The organism is Sulfurovum zhangzhouensis (assembly GCF_030347965.1).
In the GTDB taxonomy this organism is placed as follows: Bacteria; Campylobacterota; Campylobacteria; order Campylobacterales; family Sulfurovaceae; genus Sulfurovum; species Sulfurovum zhangzhouensis.
Genome location: NZ_JAQIBD010000001.1, coordinates 28,043 through 45,452, shown reverse-complemented (window position 1 = coordinate 45,452; position 17,410 = coordinate 28,043). Strand labels below are relative to the sequence as shown.

At 40.4% G+C, this 17,410-nt stretch carries 13 protein-coding genes and 5 tRNA genes; 11 read left to right on the top strand and 7 right to left on the bottom strand.

Going from position 1 to position 17,410, the window contains the following annotated elements; genetic code table 11:
• Window positions 1–88: 88 nt before the first annotated feature.
• Genes PGH07_RS00250 through PGH07_RS00225 form a run of 6 tightly spaced genes read left to right on the top strand, consistent with a single transcriptional unit; the run spans window position 89 to window position 10,743 of the window.
• Window positions 89–1,291 (top strand): NAD(P)/FAD-dependent oxidoreductase, encoded by a 1,203-nt coding sequence (locus PGH07_RS00250; RefSeq protein WP_289411880.1) that lies wholly within the window; start codon window positions 89–91, stop codon window positions 1,289–1,291.
• A gap of 3 nt (window positions 1,292–1,294) precedes the next feature.
• Window positions 1,295–3,046: an AMP-dependent synthetase/ligase gene (locus tag PGH07_RS00245; RefSeq protein WP_289411879.1), complete on the top strand. Its 1,752-nt coding sequence runs from the start codon at window positions 1,295–1,297 to the stop codon at window positions 3,044–3,046.
• A complete protein-coding gene (locus PGH07_RS00240; RefSeq protein ID WP_289411878.1) occupies window positions 3,043–4,335 on the top strand; it encodes a thiolase family protein in 1,293 nt (430 codons plus the stop codon). The genes PGH07_RS00245 and PGH07_RS00240 overlap by 4 nt, the downstream gene beginning before the upstream one ends.
• Window positions 4,335–6,449, top strand: coding sequence for a 3-hydroxyacyl-CoA dehydrogenase NAD-binding domain-containing protein (locus PGH07_RS00235; protein ID WP_289411877.1), 2,115 nt, complete (start codon window positions 4,335–4,337; stop codon window positions 6,447–6,449). Before PGH07_RS00240 ends, PGH07_RS00235 begins: the two co-directional genes overlap by 1 nt.
• Complete coding sequence (locus PGH07_RS00230) at window positions 6,449–8,614, top strand: acyl-CoA dehydrogenase (RefSeq protein ID WP_289411876.1); 2,166 nt, start codon at window positions 6,449–6,451, stop codon at window positions 8,612–8,614. Before PGH07_RS00235 ends, PGH07_RS00230 begins: the two co-directional genes overlap by 1 nt.
• Complete coding sequence (locus PGH07_RS00225; protein WP_289411875.1) at window positions 8,608–10,743, top strand: alpha/beta fold hydrolase; 2,136 nt, start codon at window positions 8,608–8,610, stop codon at window positions 10,741–10,743. Before PGH07_RS00230 ends, PGH07_RS00225 begins: the two co-directional genes overlap by 7 nt.
• A gap of 57 nt (window positions 10,744–10,800) precedes the next feature.
• On the opposite strand, the gene PGH07_RS00220 is transcribed toward PGH07_RS00225, so the two are convergent.
• Window positions 10,801–11,547 (bottom strand): methyltransferase domain-containing protein, encoded by a 747-nt coding sequence (locus PGH07_RS00220; RefSeq protein ID WP_289411874.1) that lies wholly within the window; start codon window positions 11,545–11,547, stop codon window positions 10,801–10,803.
• 212 nt (window positions 11,548–11,759) lie between these two features.
• On the opposite strand from PGH07_RS00220, the gene PGH07_RS00215 reads away from it, so the two are divergent.
• The gene (locus PGH07_RS00215; RefSeq protein ID WP_289411873.1) at window positions 11,760–12,014 is read left to right on the top strand and encodes a DUF3862 domain-containing protein; all 255 of its coding nucleotides are present in this window, start codon (window positions 11,760–11,762) and stop codon (window positions 12,012–12,014) included.
• A gap of 112 nt (window positions 12,015–12,126) precedes the next feature.
• On the opposite strand, the gene PGH07_RS00210 is transcribed toward PGH07_RS00215, so the two are convergent.
• A complete protein-coding gene (locus PGH07_RS00210; protein ID WP_289411872.1) occupies window positions 12,127–12,807 on the bottom strand; it encodes a YbhB/YbcL family Raf kinase inhibitor-like protein in 681 nt (226 codons plus the stop codon).
• Between the two features lie 131 nt (window positions 12,808–12,938).
• On the opposite strand from PGH07_RS00210, the gene PGH07_RS00205 reads away from it, so the two are divergent.
• Entirely contained in the window at window positions 12,939–13,247 is a 309-nt protein-coding gene (locus PGH07_RS00205) for a hypothetical protein (RefSeq protein ID WP_289411871.1), read from the top strand.
• 8 nt (window positions 13,248–13,255) lie between these two features.
• Here PGH07_RS00205 and PGH07_RS00200 read toward each other — a convergent pair.
• The 5 genes from PGH07_RS00200 to PGH07_RS00180 all read right to left on the bottom strand — a co-directional run bounded on the left by PGH07_RS00200 (window position 13,256) and on the right by PGH07_RS00180 (window position 13,807).
• Window positions 13,256–13,332: transfer RNA gene (locus PGH07_RS00200), tRNA-Met, on the bottom strand.
• 45 nt (window positions 13,333–13,377) lie between these two features.
• Window positions 13,378–13,454 (bottom strand) — tRNA-Met (locus PGH07_RS00195).
• A 45-nt stretch (window positions 13,455–13,499) separates the two neighbouring features.
• Window positions 13,500–13,576 (bottom strand) — tRNA-Met (locus tag PGH07_RS00190).
• Window positions 13,577–13,621: 45 nt separating this feature from the next.
• Window positions 13,622–13,698, bottom strand: a tRNA-Met gene (locus tag PGH07_RS00185).
• A gap of 34 nt (window positions 13,699–13,732) precedes the next feature.
• Window positions 13,733–13,807: transfer RNA gene (locus PGH07_RS00180), tRNA-Gln, on the bottom strand.
• A gap of 202 nt (window positions 13,808–14,009) precedes the next feature.
• On the opposite strand from PGH07_RS00180, the gene PGH07_RS00175 reads away from it, so the two are divergent.
• Genes PGH07_RS00175 through PGH07_RS00165 form a run of 3 tightly spaced genes read left to right on the top strand, consistent with a single transcriptional unit; the run spans window position 14,010 to window position 17,317 of the window.
• Window positions 14,010–15,041, top strand: coding sequence for a bifunctional 3,4-dihydroxy-2-butanone 4-phosphate synthase/GTP cyclohydrolase II (locus PGH07_RS00175; protein WP_289411870.1), 1,032 nt, complete (start codon window positions 14,010–14,012; stop codon window positions 15,039–15,041).
• 19 nt (window positions 15,042–15,060) lie between these two features.
• Window positions 15,061–16,677: a sensor histidine kinase gene (locus PGH07_RS00170; protein WP_289411869.1), complete on the top strand. Its 1,617-nt coding sequence runs from the start codon at window positions 15,061–15,063 to the stop codon at window positions 16,675–16,677.
• On the top strand, window positions 16,658–17,317 hold the full coding sequence (locus PGH07_RS00165; protein ID WP_289411868.1) for a response regulator transcription factor: 660 nt from the start codon (window positions 16,658–16,660) through the stop codon (window positions 17,315–17,317). The genes PGH07_RS00170 and PGH07_RS00165 overlap by 20 nt, the downstream gene beginning before the upstream one ends.
• Window positions 17,318–17,410: the final 93 nt, after the last annotated feature.

Genomic DNA, 17,410 nt, shown 5'->3' with positions numbered 1-17,410 from the left:
TTTTTGGTTTGAAAAGATTTTTATACTACACACATACTCTATACAGCTTACATTATAATGAATTATAACAACATAAAAAGAGTTATAGATGAAAGAAGTATTGATTTTAGGTGGTGGATATGGCGGGATTGCGGCATTAAAAAAACTGGCGGGAAGGAAAGATATCAATATCACGTTGATAGATCAGCATCCTTACCATTTTTTACAAACTGAAGGTTATTCATTGATAGCCGGTACGCTGCCTTTTGATAAAACAATTGTTAATTTATATTCTCTATGTCATAGCTACGGTGAAAATGTATCTTTCGTACATAACGGTGTTTCAAATATAGATTTGGATATGAAGTGTGTCTTGATAGAGAAAAAAGAGCAGATATTTTATGATTATCTGATCATAGCGACAGGAAGTGTAACACGCTTTATGGACTCTATTGGAGGATTACAAAACTGCAGTTTTGGAATTAAAAATCTTCGGGGTGCCTTTCATATGAAGCAGTTCTTCGAGCAGGAACTCTTTGCGAGAATGGAAAATCATAAGCATGCCAAAGAGCACTTCAGTATAGTTATAGGCGGTGCGGGACTTACAGGGGTGGAGATCGCTGCTGAAATGCAGCACTATTTTAACCGCTACTACAAGAGCAATACACTTGCCTGTGACAAAATCGCCATTCACCTTATATCAGGCTCAGAAACCGTGCTCAAAGGAATGCATCCGAATATCATTGACGATGCAACGAAACACCTGGAAAAGCTCGGTGTGATCTTACATTGCGGATCACATATCTCCAAGGTTGAACCCAATAAAGCCTATCTGGAGAATGGTGAACTGATCCGTTTTGATTTTATGCTTTTTACTGGCGGTATTACAGCTACGTCCATGGTCAAGTCAGTAGAGGTTGAACACAATAAACTGGGACAGATTATCGTAGATCCGACCTTGCAAATCCCTGGTCACCCTGAAGTTTTTGCTGTCGGTGATGCTGCCGAGATTATGGATATTCATGGAAAACGCATTCCAGATACTGCACAAGCGGCAATCGAAAGCGGTATCCATGCGGCTAAAAATATCAATCTGCTTTTAAATGGGAAGGATCCTGTAGCTGCAAATATCAAGATACTTGGATTGGCCATTGCAATGGGGGGAGATTATGCGATTTTGAGTATTGGTACGTTCAGAATGAGCGGTAAGGTTGCACATTACGTCAAGAAATTGGTCGAAAATTTTTATAAATGGCCGCTTTGGATACGTTGCAGACTAGGCATGAAAAAAGAGTGTGATATACAAGGATAGAAGATGTTGCAAGATATAAATACTTTTTCATCTCTTTACGACTATTTGAAGAAATTGCCGGAAAATGAAACATTCTTAAACCATTTGGAGGAGGGTAAATGGAAGACCTTTTCCAAATCGGAATTTCTTGAAACGGTACGTTATCTTACACTGGCATTCGATGCCAGAGGTTGGCGTGACAAAAAGATCGCCATAGCGGTCTCTCCTTCCTCTTACTGGCTGATGGTTGACTATGCACTGATGCTGTGCGGGGCTATCAGTGTACCTCTTTTTACTACTATTTCTACCAAAAACCTTCATTATGAGATCGAAAATGCTGAAGTACATACGGTATTCATGCAGACGGATGAACAGAAAAATGCAATTCATCTTGCTGATGTCAGTATTACATGTATCCATTTTACTCCAGCTGACCGGTCATGTCAATCCTTCGAGATGCTAGTTACGGAAGGTAAAACGATTGATGCGGTAGATAGATCTAAGTTTGATCGCCTTATGTCAAAGGTCACACCACAAACCCCTTTAACAATTGTTTATACCTCCGGTACCTCAGGATTGCCCAAAGGGGCACTGCTTACCCATGCCAATCTTATTTCACAGCTCCTTGATACGGAACTCAAGTATCCGCTTTATCTTGAATCAGATAAGGCACTTAGTGTTCTGCCTTTGGCCCATATTTTTGAGCGAATGGTCATGCACTTTTATCTGAGTCAGGGGATTAGCGTCTATTTTGTCGATAATGTGAAAAATATTGTAACGATCATGCAGGATGTTCAACCGACACTGATGACCGTGGTACCCCGACTGCTTGAAAAGGTCTACTTTCGTATGCATCAAAAAGCACTCGAAAATTCATTCTTTAAACGGATCATTGCAACTGCAGCTTTCAGACATGCAAAAGTAAAAATACCTGACGGTACTTCAAGGCTGCTCGATAGGATCTTCGATCTACTAGTTCATAAAAAACTACGTGCCTCTTTTGGTGGAAATTTCCGTATGATGATCTCCGGTGGAGCGCCTCTTACTGAAGAGCTCAATTGTTTTTTCACCAATATAGGCATCCCTCTTTATCAAGGATATGGACTTACTGAAGCAAGTCCCGTGATCTGTGCCAATGCTCCTGGATTCAATAAAATAGGTACTTGTGGTAAACACTATGCTCATACGGAAGTCAAACTCACCCAAGAGAATGAACTTTTAGCACGCGGCCCGGGCATTATGAAAGGTTATATCAACAATATTGAAGCTAGCAAAGAAGCACTGGATGATGAGGGATGGCTTCATACCGGTGATCTTGCTTCTATTGATCAGGACGGATATATTACCATCACAGGCAGGAAAAAAGACCTTGCTAAAACCTCGACCGGAGAATATATCTCCGTAAACTATATTGAACAGCTTCTGACAGCAATCGGATGGTTTGACTATGTAATGATCATAGGGAATAACCGACCTTTTGTTGTAGCACTGCTGATGATTGATCAAAATATGATAAGTGACTATGCGCAAAAAAATGGATTTAAATCGATTGAAGAGGCTGCATCATCAAAAAAATTCACTAATCAGATCGACGACTATATAGAAAAGGTTAATACCAACCTTAACCATTGGGAGAAGATCCGAAGCTATTATCTTGTCACAGAACAATTAAAGATCGAAAATGGTGACATTACCCCATCTATGAAAATTGCCAGGGAACATCTCCAACAACACTTTCATAAAGAGATTGAACAGATGTATGGAGGTCATATATGAAAAGAGAAAGAATTGCGATTATTTCAGGACTACGGACACCAATGGCAAAAGCAGGCGGGAAATTTCAACACCTGCAGGCTGATACCTTGGGGAGCAGGATCGTACGTGAAACTGTGATGCGTTCACCTATCAGGTTCGAGGAGTTTGACGAGGTGATCGTCGGTAATGTCGCTCAACCGATCCATGCAGCAAATATCGCAAGGGTTATTGCGCTACGAGCAGGGTTTCCTCGGGAAACGCCAGCCTTTACAGTACATAGGAACTGTGCTTCAGGTATGCAGTCGATCACATCAGCTGCTGACCGTATCCGTGCTGGAGAAGGGAAGATCTATCTGTGCGGCGGGGTGGAGTCTATGAGTAATATCCCTTTGGTCTACAATAAAAAAATGGCTGCATTGTTTTATAACCTGGCAAAATCTAAGACTATTATGGATCGACTGCATACACTGATAACATTCCGTCCGGGTTTTTTAAAACCGATCATAGGATTGATCTCGGGTCTGACAGATCCTGTCAGCGGATTGATGATGGGGTCAACAGCAGAAGTACTGGCACGGGATTTCCATATTAGCCGTGAAGCACAGGATCAATTTTCCCTTGAGAGCCATCAAAAGGCACAATTAGCAAAAGAAAGCGGCAGGTTCGCACAAGAAATGATGCCGATCATCTATGATGAACAAAACGGCAGTATACTTGATTATGATGATGGCATACGTGATGGACAATCCATAGAAGCACTCGCAGCACTAAGGCCTTATTTTGATCGAAAGAACGGAACAGTTACTGCGGGAAATTCTTCTCAGATCACAGACGCCGCTGCAGCAGTCATTGTAATGGGGGAGAAAGAAGCTAAACAGAGAGGTTTGACACCGTTAGGATATGTCAGTGATTATGTATATGCAGGGCTTGATCCCAAACGTATGGGTTTAGGTCCGGTCATCTCTACCCATAAACTTTTCAAGCGGACAAAATTGAGTATGAAAGATATCGAACTTGTCGAGATCAATGAAGCTTTTGCTGCTCAGGTTTTAGCCTGCCTGCAATCATTTGATTCTAATGCATTTTCAAAAATGCATTTCAATGAAAGCAAAGCTGTCGGGGCAATCGATCCTGAGATACTTAATGTCAATGGCGGTGCAGTAGCATTGGGACATCCTGTGGGAATGACTGGTACACGTATGGTACTGACACTGCTGCATGAATTGAGAAACCGTAATCTTCAACGGGGATTGGCAACGTTATGTGTCGGCGGTGGACAGGGCGCAGCATTGCTGCTGGAGGTGGAATAATGGACTATTTTAGACTGGAAAAACACAATGATCAGGTCGCAACACTCTATTTTGATACACCTGACAGCCAAGCCAACGTTTTCTCGATATCGGCACTTGAAGCATTTGAACACTATTTAGATGTATTGGCGCAAGAGAATACGCTAAAAATCCTTTTTATCGAAAGTGCCAAAGAGGATATCTTCATTGCCGGAGCAGATATTCATGAGATTAGGTTAGCAGAAGATGCCTCAAGTGTTGAAGCCCTTGTGAAAAAAGGACAAGAGATCTTTAATAAACTCGAAAAACTGCCGTTTGTAACTGTTGCTATCATAGACGGTGCGTGTCTGGGAGGCGGACTTGAGATGTCCCTTGCATGCAACTACCGTATAGCTACATCCCACCCTCATACCCGTATAGGGCTTCCGGAGATCAAGCTAGGGATTATACCCGGATTTGGCGGTACACAAAGGCTCTATCGGCTGATAGGATATCGTAATGCAATGGAATACATTCTGGGTGCAAAACAGCTGTCTGGTGATGAAGCACTCCAAGCAGGTATTATCGATGCAAGCGTACCGAGAGGTTATTTAGGATTTAAAAAAGATGGATTGATACATGAGATTTTAAACCATACTCTAAAAAATAAGATCATGCCTCTACGTAAAGGGATCAGATGGTATGAGCATTTTACAATACTACGTAGCTTGATCAATAAAATAGCATTAAAAAAAGTATTAGAAAAGACACAGGGGCACTATCCGGCACCATTGGCTTTGATCAATGTAATGCAAGAGAGTTTTGGTAAACCCATGGAGGAAGGTCTTTCCATAGAAAGAGCTGCAGTGACCAAACTTGCACTCAGTCCAGAATCCAAAAATCTGGTCAAACTCTTTTTGATCTCAGAGAGGCTCAGACATGAGATGTTCAGTACAGAAGCTCCCAAAACGATCTTACATGCTGCTGTAGTAGGTACCGGTACGATGGGGAGCAGTATTGCATGGGCACTGGATAATCAGAAGATCGATGTGCGTCTGAAAGTACGTAGCATCTCAAGTGCAGCCAAAGCGATCATGAAGATACGAAAAGTGTATGAAACAATGCAGAAACGCCGTAAAATAGATACACGCCATATACAACTCAATATGGACAGGATCACCTATGCTGTCAATGATGAAGGGTTTTCACGAAGCGACTTTCTGATCGAGGCAGTGAATGAAGATATCGATGTTAAAAAATCAGTTTATAAAGAGTTTGAAGCACTTATGGACCCAACGGCAGTCATCGCGACCAATACCTCTTCCATATCTATCAGCGATTTGGCCAAAGGGCTCAAACATCCGGATCGTTTTATAGGGATGCATTTTTTTAATCCTGTTGAACGAATGCCTCTGGTTGAAGTGATACCCGGCGAGTTAAGTAATGAAACAACGATCGCAACAGTCATCAATCTTGCCAAAAGGATTGGAAAAACACCTGTAAAAGTTAAAGATAGCCCTGGATTTCTGGTGAACAGGGTTTTACTGCCTTACCTCAAAGAGGCAACTTTGATGTTTGAAGAAGGTGAAGAGATCGAGAAGATCGATCGGATACTCAAAGATTTTGGGATGCCTATGGGCGCCTTTTTACTGATTGATGAAGTAGGTGTGGATATCGGTATGGAAGTTGCCAAAGTCCTGAATCAAGCATACGGTGAACGTATGGCAATGAGCAACGTACTTGAAGAAATGGTAAAAAATGGGTGGCTTGGCAAAAAGAGCGGTACCGGGTTTTATAATCATGGACAAAAATCTCTATCGATCAATCCGCATATCAACTCATTACAAGAAGGTAACGATAGGTTCGATGAACAGACGGTTATAGAACGAACATTTTATATTATGATCAACGAAGCATCAAGATGTCTTGAAGAGGGCGTCATTGAGGATGTAGCATATCTGGATATGGCCATGGTCATGGGTATCGGATTCCCACCGTTCCGTGGCGGTTTGATGCGATATGCAGATACTATCGGTATCCCGATAATCGTCGAAACTTTAAAACGATTCAGTATGACCTACGGCAACCGGTTTGAGCCTTCATCACTGATGATTACTATGGTACAAAATAACGAAACATTTTACGGAGGACAATAATGTCTTTTAAAACGCTCAGAACAAATTATGTTACCAAACCGCTTTTTAAGACCCTGAAACGCAAGGGATTGTTGCCTTCTATTTCCGATACTGAAAAAACAGCATTAAGGGCAGGTAGCGTATGGATTGAGGGAGAACTCTTCAGCGGAAAGCCTGATTTCGAGAGGATCTTTTCTTATAATTATCCAACGCTATCAAAAGAGGAGCAGGCATTTTTGGACAATGAAGTCGAAGAGGTCTGTGCAATGACGGATGACTGGGAAGTCTTCTATACCAGAGATCTGCCTGAACAAGTGTGGAAGTATCTCAAAGATAAATCCTTTTTTGGCATGATCATACCAAAAGAACACGGCGGACTTGGATTTAGTGCTTACGGACATAGCTGTGTGATCGAAAAGCTCGCCACATGCTCTCAGGTGCTCGCGATAACCGTAATGGTACCAAATTCTCTTGGCCCTGCAGAACTGCTGCTGCGTTATGGAGAGGAGAATCAAAAAAAGTATTATCTTCCGCGTCTGGCCAATGGAAGTGAAATACCCTGTTTTGCTTTGACAGAGCCTGAAGCAGGAAGTGATGCCGCAGCGATCCGTTCACATGGTACTATTTTCAAAGATACAGATGGCAATCTCAAGATCAAGCTGCAATTTGAAAAACGCTACATAACGCTGGGTGCAGTAGCCACAGTCATCGGTCTTGCTTTTGTCTGTAAAGACCCTGAAAACCTGCTTGGCAGGGGTGTAGATCTCGGTATTACCTGTGCACTTGTGACTGCAGACAAAAATGGCATTGACCAGTCCAGACGACATGATCCTATGGGAGTACCGTTTATCAATGCACCCTTGATCGGCAAAGATGTCATTATAAATCTAGATGACGTGATCGGTGGGCTAGAAGGGATCGGTAAAGGGTGGCAGATGCTCATGGAGTCTCTTGCAGTAGGGCGCGGAATTTCACTCCCGTCTACCAGTACCGGCGGGAGTAAGTTAGCAGCATTTGTCGCTTCTACATACAGTGTCGTACGTTATCAGTTCGGTATAGCGATCGGAAAATTTGAAGGTGTCGCCGAAGTAATCGGACGGCTGGGTGCGGAAGTCTATGTTTTGGATGCAGCAAAGCGTTTCACACTGGGTGCGATTGATGACGGAGAAAAACCTGCCGTTGCCAATGCGATCATGAAATATCACAGTACTGAAAAATTTCGGAAAAATATTATGGATGCGATGGATATACAGGGTGGAGCTGCGATCATTATGGGGCCTAAAAACCTTCTCGCCCATGCGTATTATGGTGCACCGATAGCCATTACGGTAGAGGGTGCCAATATCATAACACGTACACTGATCCAATTCGGACAGGGAATGATCCGCTGTCACCCCTATGCGTATGCTGAGATCGAAGCAATTGAAAAAGAAGATATTGATGCCTTTGATACGTATTTTTTCGAACATTTATCACATATCATACGCAATATGTTTCGTGCCTGCATACTCGGGATTTCAAGAGGGCACCTCCATAAGCCACAAAACCGTGGTATTACTGCAAGGTATGAACAGAAGCTGGCATGGTGTTCGGCAAAATTTGCCTGTATGAGTGATATAGCCCTAGGACTCATGGGTTCAGGGATGAAAAAAAGAGAATCAGTCTCGGGTCGCTTTGCAGATGTGTTGTCTCAGATGTATCTTTTGAGTGCGACACTGAAACGTTTTGAAGCTGAGGGGAGTCTTCCCGCAGATGAAGTGTTCTTAAAAGTGGGGATGGAAGAGGGATTTCGTAAGATAGATGAAGCCTTTTTAGGGATACATCAGAACCTCTCTGGCGGACTTATTGGTATGCTATTTCGTTTCAAAGGCTACTGCGGAAGGATCAACCCGATGGGTAGGGCAGTAAATGACCGTGATCTGCATGCTGTGGCAATGCTTCTTGCTTCAGATGAAAACGTACGTAACCGTGTTTTTAGCAATATGTACAGGGGAGGCAGGATCGAAGAATTGAATGAAGCAGTAGAAATGATGTTCGAAGCTCGTGACGTGATCAGAAAACGGAAAAAATTGGGTGAAAACACTCTGAGTGTAGAAGAAAAAAAGATTTTGGAAAAAACAGATGCATTACAGCAGAATATCATAGCTGTAGATTCATATACCAATGAGGATTATTTTAGATGCTGAAGCTGATACTATGGATATCATATTTCATTATATATTTGATTAAAAAACTCAGCGGTGCCAACATAACGACGAGTGGAGAAGATATACCAGAAGCACCAGTAATGTTTTTGGCAAATCACTTTACACGTTTTGAAACGTTTGTCATACCATATCTGCTTTTCCGCAAGCATAAGCAAATTTCACGTTCCTTGGCCGATGATACGATCTTTGTAGGATGGTTGGGAGAGTACATGCGATTGGCAGGTGCTATCTCAAATAAAAATAAAGAACGCGACTGCATCATACTGGATGATCTGATTTCGGGAAATGCGTGTTGGATCATCTATCCTGAAGGAAGTATGGTCAAAAACAAACAAGTTACTCTTGAGAACGGCGAGTTCTGCATCCATACAAAAAGTTACAGTGGGCATGTACATACAGGTTCCGCCGTACTTGCACTAAAATCAGAGATCATGCGTGAACGCATCAAAAATATGGATGATGAAGCGGCGATCAAACGTTTTTGCAAAGCCCATCATGTGGATCGATCCAAACTTGATGAAAGCGTACATCTCCATATTATGCCGCTTTCGATCACTTATTATCCTATTCGTCCGGGTGAAAATCAATTGCTTTTGTTTATCGATAAGTTTTTAAACCTTCGTGGTACACGGTTGTTTGAAGAATTAGAGATAGAGATCAACCTGCTAATGAAAGCCAATATGCATCTTCATTTTGGCAAACCGATCGTTGTGAAAGAGTATATTGATGCATATATAGCTGAACATAGCGGTACCATTGAAGATGATGATCTTATGGATCGCCTGATAGATAGCCAAAGAAAGGTACTGACCACCGATATCATGAGAGAAGTGTATGGCAATATGCAGATCAACTTCGATCATATATTCATTCTGAGTCTTGTGACGATGCCAACATTAAAAGTTTGTCCAAGCTATCTTAAAACGCTCATATATAAAAATATCCGAGAAGTACATGACATGCCGGGTTTGAACCTGCATCCGGAACTTCAAACACATTTATTTAGATTGATCCTTGATAATAACTATGAACCCTTTAATTCTGCCCTGAAAATAGCAGAGGCACAGAATATCCTCTATCAAGATAGTGACGGGGATTATCTTTTTGACAAAAGCCTGTTGGAGAAAGATTACGATTTTCATAAAATTCGTGTTAAAAATACTATGCAAGTTATTCTCAATGAGATCAAATGGCAGGAAAAAATTTGCAATGCAGCTGCAGAACATGCTACATTGAGTGAACAAGCACTGAGACTGGATAATTTTGAATATCTTAGATCAGTTGATTGGAAGGATTATGAAGAAGAGTATATCTATTATCAGTATCTGCCGCCGCCAAAAGATAGTATCGGCGCCCCACAAGTCTATTTTGATCAGAAAAATACGGTTGGACTTGTCTTTGCTCATGGATATCTTTCTGCTCCCGCTGCGCTTGAAGAGATGGCAAAGTATCTTTTCGAAAAAGGGATCAATATCTATCTGTTGAGACTAAGTGGACACGGTACGGATCCAAAAGCACTCAAGGAGATAAAACTTGATGAGTGGAAGAGTGATTTTGAACGGGCTTTCGCTGCAATGAGGCAAGTATGTGATAAGGTCTTTGTCGGAGGATTTTCAACAGGAGGGCTTTTGGCGCTTTTACATGCTGCAAAATATCAGGTAGATGGTGTTATTGTGGTGAACACGGCCCTTAAACTTAATAACTTACGAGTAGAGTATGTCATTACAACGCTGAATGCCTTTAATGAAATGATTGAATATCTGCATGCACACGGTATCAAAGAGTGGATAGATAATCACAGTGAACTTTCTCATATAAATTATCCAAAACACCCTCTTTCATCCGTTGCAGAACTGGAGAAACTGATGGATAAAACCCGCAAATTACTTTCACAGGTAAAAGATCCTATTTTGATTGTACAGGGGGATCATGATCCTGTGGTTAATGCTAAAAGTGCAAATATGATCTATGAAAGTGTCGGTTCACAAAAAAAAGAGCTGGAATTTACCCCTAGTACGTATCATAATATCCTCACTCCTGGCAAAACTGATCCTTACGAACTTTTCGAAAACATTTATGAGTACATTATGAGATCAGTTTCCAGTTAATATCAATGCGCACGTTTACGAAAATAACGTAATGTAGTCATTTTAATTATATTCGATTCATTCACCTTTAGTTGCACTAAATGTAGCCCCAATAGTGGTAGGTGATGTCATGTAATGGTTGGTTCCTTTACACTTAACATCTACAAACCCCGCTTCATTCATTATCTCAATGAGTTCTTCTTTTTTGAGTGTTCCTTCAACACAGTTTGCCCAATCACCGGTAGAGCTCTGCGAGCAACATGATGTTTTACATGTCCCTTCAGAGATATCAATCATATCTGCAAAATAGAGTTTTCCTTGTGGTTTAAGAACACGAAAAATCTCGGCAAATACTTTTGGCTTAGAGGTGGTTAGATTAATAGCACCGTTAGAAATGACGATATCAATGCTTTCAGTTTTAACAGGAAGAGCTTCAAGGTTACCTTCAATGACTTCAATATTATCAAAACCTGCTTCAGATGCGTGTCGGCGAGCTGTTTGCACCATCATCGGGGTCAAATCGACACCAATGACTTTTCCTCTTTTTCCCACGTGTAGTGCTGCAACACATACATCGATACCCGCTCCACATCCCAAATCCAAAACGGTCGATCCTTCCGGAAAATCACCTAGAGAAAAAGGATTGCCGACAGCAGCACAATAATCCCAAATATCCAAGGGAATGGCATCAAGCCATTTATCTTTATAGCCATGGGCTTTTGCATTATCAAATCCCTTTTCCCAACCAAAATCTTTTTCCGGGTTAAGAGCCAATTCTGTATATAAGTCAATAACGCTCTGTGTTGCACATTCTGTTGCAGCCATAATCAATCCTTGTATATAGCAATACTACTAAATTTTCCACACATGGTATAGTATTAATTTAGTATTTGTCAAGTTGTATTTTAAGTGATTCAATTGAAAAAATTGAACCTATGTGCTCAGAATTATGAGCTAATTAGTTGTATCATTTTGTTATAATTTCCCATCATCAAAACATTAAGAAGAAAATTTATACATTATAAAAAAGGAATCACTTGAAAAAACGATATTTACTCATAGCTGCTTTGATCCTATTATTAAGTGGATGTAGCAAAGTTACGAAAGAAAATTATGACAAGATTGAGAGTGGTATGTCATATGAGGAAGTTTTAAAGCTTTTAGGTAAACCGGAAAATTGTTCCAAAGCACTTGGAATAAGTAGCTGTACATGGAAAAACGACGAAGCCAAAATTGTTATCATGTTTGTTTCAGATCAAGTGACGGTCGTAACTGCCGAAGGTCTTAAATAAGAACAATTCCAATTGAGAGTGTATATAGTAAGACATTCATAAAAAAGTCACTATACACTACGAAATTTCTACTTCGTAGTGAAAGAAAGTTTCCTCATCTTCCTCTAGATTGCTATTTAGCCTTTTTGTAGGTCCCCATTAGAGTGCTTTGTGCGATGATGTGTCCTTGCATTGCTGCTTCAACATCTTCTTTAACAGGGTTGCCTAGATCAGGCAGCACTATATCAAGAGCGTATAGTTTGTGGTAGTAGCGGTGCCGTCCAATCGGTGGACATGGCCCTCCAAATCCCGTACGTTTCCAGTCGTTGACACCTTCCAGAGTTCCTGTAGGAAGCTCTGCAGTGCGTGTGCCCTCTGGAAGCTCTCCATCGGAGGGCGGAAGATTGTAAAGGACCCAGTGGACCCATGTCATCTTGGGAGCCTCGGGATCAGGGGCATCAGGATCATCGACGATCAAAACAAGGCTCTTGGTACCCTCAGGGATACCTTGCCAAAAGAGCGGCGGCGAGATATCCGCTCCTTCACAGGTATATTTTGCCGGGATCTCACCACCTTCAGTGAAGGCATCAGATGTAAGTGTTAGTGCCATGTTCTCCTCCTTCTGAGTAGGTTCGGCAGCCATAATGCCGACTATCATTACCATCATAGCCAAAATGGATCTCATCAATCGTTTCTTCATGGTTTGCCTCCATCTACACTCTGTTTTGGCTGTTGCCATCTCAGAACGTCGTTTTGTAGACCTCGCTTTAGCAGTAGAAGATCCACGATGTAGGTCATACGCCTTTCCATCCACTCAAATCTCTTGATTCAGATGTGGTAATAGATCATTTTAGCGTATTTTTCGTAATAGTCTTGAAAGTAGGGTTGTGAGCTATCAGATTCAACTTTTTGTTATAATGTATACTAATAAAGGGGAAAATCAGAATGAAAAAAATATGTTTGTCATCTTACTTGAAATATCTTTTGATTACAGTGGCTATAGTAACACATATATTTATTGTTTCACAATTAAAATCTATATCTGCAGAAGAAACAATAATAGCCTTTTCAAGTATTTTGATTTGGGGTGTTTTGGGTTCATTTATTAAGTGTACTAAATGTAATAAAGAAGTATTTATAACAAAAGATGGTGTAGCTAATCCATTCAGAACATACATATGTGATAAATGTGGTCAAAATTTGATGAAATGTGATATTGAATATGATGAAGTTACAAGTAAAAGATTAAGTTAAAATTGATTTGGTTGCGGAAAAAGGATTTGAACCAATGACCTTCGGGTTATGAGCCCGACGAGCTACCAAGCTGCTCTATTCCGCGACAGTTAAAAGTATATAAAATGATTAAAAATTATATATTGTAGATTGGTTGCGGGAGAAGGATTTGAACCAACGACCTTCGGGTTATGAGCCCGACGAGCTACCAAGCTGCTCTATTCCGCGACAGTTAAAAGTATATAAAATGATTAAAAATTATATATTGTAGATTGGTTGCGGGAGAAGGATTTGAACCAACGACCTTCGGGTTATGAGCCCGACGAGCTACCAAGCTGCTCTATTCCGCGACAGTTAAAAGTATATAAAATGATTAAAAATTATATATTGTAGATTGGTTGCGGGAGAAGGATTTGAACCAACGACCTTCGGGTTATGAGCCCGACGAGCTACCAAGCTGCTCTATCCCGCGACAGTTAAAAAGAAAGGATTTTTTAAGATCCTGGTGGATGGGGTAGAGGGATTCGAACCCCCGAATATCGGTACCAAAAACCGAGGCCTTACCGCTTGGCGATACCCCAACAGTTGTTTCTCATAAGGCTGTATTGCTTATGTGGACGGCATTATAGCCCAAAACAGAGATGTTGTCAAGGGTTATTTAGGATTTTCTTTAAAATTTCTTAAAATTTATTTTACTGCGAGTTGATAGATGAAGTAGGAAAAGGTATAATACAGTTACTTAAATTGATAGAACTATATAATGTAGAACAGATGGGAGATGTAATGTCAGCTGAAGCGATAGCAAGAGTAGAAAAAGCGATCAAAGAGATCAAAAGCGGGAAAATGGTCATTATGATGGATGATGAGGATAGAGAAAACGAAGGAGACCTTGTCTATGCCGCTACTTTTTCAACACCGGAGCTTGTAAACTTCATGGCAAAGGAGGCAAGAGGTCTTATCTGTACACCTGTAACCAATGAGATCGCAGCAAAACTGAACCTTGTACCGATGGTAGATAAAAATATCTCTGCTCATGAAACTGCATTTACCATCTCGATAGATTCAGCTACGGCTTCAACAGGTATCTCTGCAGCTGAGAGAGATGACTGTATCAGCAAATTGGCCAATCCACTTACGGTACCTGAGGACTTTGTACGTCCAGGACATATCTTTCCTTTGATCGCTAAAGACGGAGGAACACTTGTACGTACTGGGCATACTGAAGGGTCTGTAGACCTATGTAAACTGGCTGGACTGGCACCTGCTGCAGTTATCTGTGAGATCATCAAGGATGACGGTACGATGGCGCGTATGGATGATCTGGAACTCTTCTCAAAAAAACATAATATGGCGATAGTCTATATCTCGGATATCGTAGAGTACCGTCTAGCAAATGAAAAACTTGTGAAACGTGTCCTAGAAGAAGAGTCAATACTTAGAGGTATGAAGGTAGAGAAGATCACTTATAGTGATCACCTTGGCCGTACACATACAGTCATCCAGTTCTATAAAGCACATGAAACTGCTAACGTAAAGTTTCATAATATCGGCTCAGATATCGATCTTGTTCTGGATGACAAACGTTATCAAACACTCAACAACGCCATTGAGTATCTTAAGAAAAACGGAGGAGTCCTTGTCTTTCTTGACAGCAAGGTGATCTCCCATGAACAGGCCAAAGAGTTTGGTGTAGGTGCGCAGATACTTAAAGACCTTGGCATCAAAAATATCAACCTGCTAACTACGCATAAAGATACTGAGTTTGTCGGATTGGCTGGATTTGGGCTGGATGTTGCAGAGAAGATCGTTATTTAAGGAATCAAAAGAAGGGTTGATGAAAAAATACATTAAGAACTTTAGTCTTAACTCTATCAACCGTTTTGGAAATATCGTTCTATTTATCTTTGCTATGATATTTACACTTCTTGTGATATACCAGGAGTACAGAAATTTCGAGGTTGAATCGGCTGAACTTCGAAAGAGCTATTTTGAAGCCCAAAAACTTAAAGCCAAAGATGAAACATTACGTGTTTTAGACTATCTGTACTATTTTACCGACTCCATGAAAGATCAGATGAGTGAAGAAAAACTCAAAGAGAGTATCATCAGGTCGATTGAAAAGCTTTTTGACAGAAAGAACGGAAGTAGTTACATCTTCATCTATACAACAGAAGGGATCAATGTCTCTGACCCCAACAAACCCTATAACCGTGGTAAAAACATGATGGGATTTCAAGATCTTAACGGTAAATATGTGATCAAAGAACTCATTGAAAAAGCAAAAAACGGAGGAGGGTATGTAGAATATCTGTGGGATAACCCTCTCAGTAGGAAGCCCTCAGCAAAAATCTCTTATGCCGTTGTCTTTAAAAAGTGGAACTGGATGATCGGAACCGGTATTTATCTTGATGAGATAGAACAAATCATAAAAGAGAATAAACAGAGGTATGAAGACAAGCTTTTTATCTATATACTTGAGATCTTAACTCTTTCGTTTATCTTATTTTTTATCGCAACCTTTGTGATCCGGTTTATCAACAACATGATAAAAAATGAGATGGTAACTCTAAGAAATTTTTTTCAAAAAGCAGTGACTGAGAATATCATCATCGATAAAGAAGAGATCAGGATCGGTGAGTTCCAAGTACTCGTAGATTATGTCAATGAAATGGTAAGGGCAATCCATCAAAGAAATGACGAACTTAAGGAATTGAATCTTTCTTTGGAAGAAAAGGTACTCAGCAAAACGGCAAAACTTCAAAAACAGATGCAGTACAACGAACAGCTGGTTATTTCACAAGACCGGTTTATCAAACGTTCTATACATGAGATCAATACGCCTCTTGCCGTCATCATGACACATATTGATATATACAAGATGAAATATGGAGACAACAAATACCTAAGTAAGATAGAAGCAGCTTCTAAAATGATCTCTACAATCTATGATGATCTAAGCTATATCGTGAAAAAAGACAGACTTGTTTATGAAAAGGAATGGATTGATATCAAAGAATACCTGCTTTCACGTATCGAATTCTTTGAAGAGATTGCCGAGGGTAATGCGCACAAGATAGTACCAAAACTTGAAGAGTGTGGTAAACTATGGATCAATGATCTGGAATTGCAGCGTATCATTGATAACAACCTCTCCAATGCTATTAAATATGCGAAGAGAGATACGGATATCACGGTAGAGCTAGATAGAGAAGAAGAAAGTGTTGTGATGCGGTTTATCACATATTCAAAAAAGATTGCAGATACGCAGAAGATCTTTGAAGCTTTCCATAGAGAAGATGATATGAAGCAAGGGTTTGGACTGGGGCTTGAGATCGTAGGAGAGATCTGTCAAAAAGAAAATATTGAGATCGAAGTAGAATCCAATGAGAAATTAACGATCTTCAGTTATAGATTTAAAAAAGGAAAAACCGATGAGAGTACTGTTGCTTGAAGATGAATTGATGCTTCAAAGTGCGATTGCAGAGTATCTTACTTCAACCGGTTATATTGTTGATGCCTTTGAAGATGGGGAAGAGGCCTATGAACAGATCAAAAAAACATCGTATGACCTTTTTGTCTTCGACATTAACACTCCATCGATTGATGGTCTGAGTCTACTTGAAAAACTCCAAAAAGAGAAGATCCATATCCCTACAATATTTATCTCTGCGATCACCCAGATCGAACAGATTTCCAAAGCATATGAGCTGGGATGTTATGACTACCTCAAAAAGCCGTTTCATCTCAAAGAACTTACATTACATATAGAAAGACTTCTCAAAATGGCTGATATCCAGTCAAAAAGCATGGTAAAACTAAGCCGAATGTACAGCTATGATCTGGAAAAAAACAGATTGCTATTTGACAATGTTGAACAGGAACTCAAACCCAAACATCAACAGATCATGCATCTGCTTGCTTCCAATGTAGAGAGGATTGTGGACTTTGATATGCTTAGATACTATGTATGGGATGATATCCACGTGGATGCAGCAACTATCCGCGCAGAGATGCATAGAGTACGCCAGGCACTCAAAGAGGATTTGATCGTGAGTATCAAGGGAATCGGTTACAAACTGACTAAACAATAATCTACACATATTTATAACTTTTATTCGTTAATCAAATTTTATTTTCTAGACATCCTACATTTATGTAACTTTTTTATACATATGCTACTTTTT

Excerpts from the sequence above, each read along its gene's own strand:
- PGH07_RS00250 (WP_289411880.1), top strand. The coding sequence starts at position 89 with ATGAAAGAAGTATTGATTTTAGGTGGTGGATATGGCGGGATTGCGGCA.
- PGH07_RS00245 (WP_289411879.1), top strand. The coding sequence starts at position 1,295 with ATGTTGCAAGATATAAATACTTTTTCATCTCTTTACGACTATTTGAAG.
- PGH07_RS00240 (WP_289411878.1), top strand. The coding sequence starts at position 3,043 with ATGAAAAGAGAAAGAATTGCGATTATTTCAGGACTACGGACACCAATG.
- PGH07_RS00235 (WP_289411877.1), top strand. The coding sequence starts at position 4,335 with ATGGACTATTTTAGACTGGAAAAACACAATGATCAGGTCGCAACACTC.
- PGH07_RS00230 (WP_289411876.1), top strand. The coding sequence starts at position 6,449 with ATGTCTTTTAAAACGCTCAGAACAAATTATGTTACCAAACCGCTTTTT.
- PGH07_RS00225 (WP_289411875.1), top strand. The coding sequence starts at position 8,608 with ATGCTGAAGCTGATACTATGGATATCATATTTCATTATATATTTGATT.
- PGH07_RS00220 (WP_289411874.1), bottom strand. The coding sequence starts at position 11,547 with ATGGCTGCAACAGAATGTGCAACACAGAGCGTTATTGACTTATATACA.
- PGH07_RS00205 (WP_289411871.1), top strand. The coding sequence starts at position 12,939 with ATGAAAAAAATATGTTTGTCATCTTACTTGAAATATCTTTTGATTACA.
- PGH07_RS00175 (WP_289411870.1), top strand. The coding sequence starts at position 14,010 with ATGTCAGCTGAAGCGATAGCAAGAGTAGAAAAAGCGATCAAAGAGATC.
- PGH07_RS00170 (WP_289411869.1), top strand. The coding sequence starts at position 15,061 with ATGAAAAAATACATTAAGAACTTTAGTCTTAACTCTATCAACCGTTTT.
- PGH07_RS00165 (WP_289411868.1), top strand. The coding sequence starts at position 16,658 with ATGAGAGTACTGTTGCTTGAAGATGAATTGATGCTTCAAAGTGCGATT.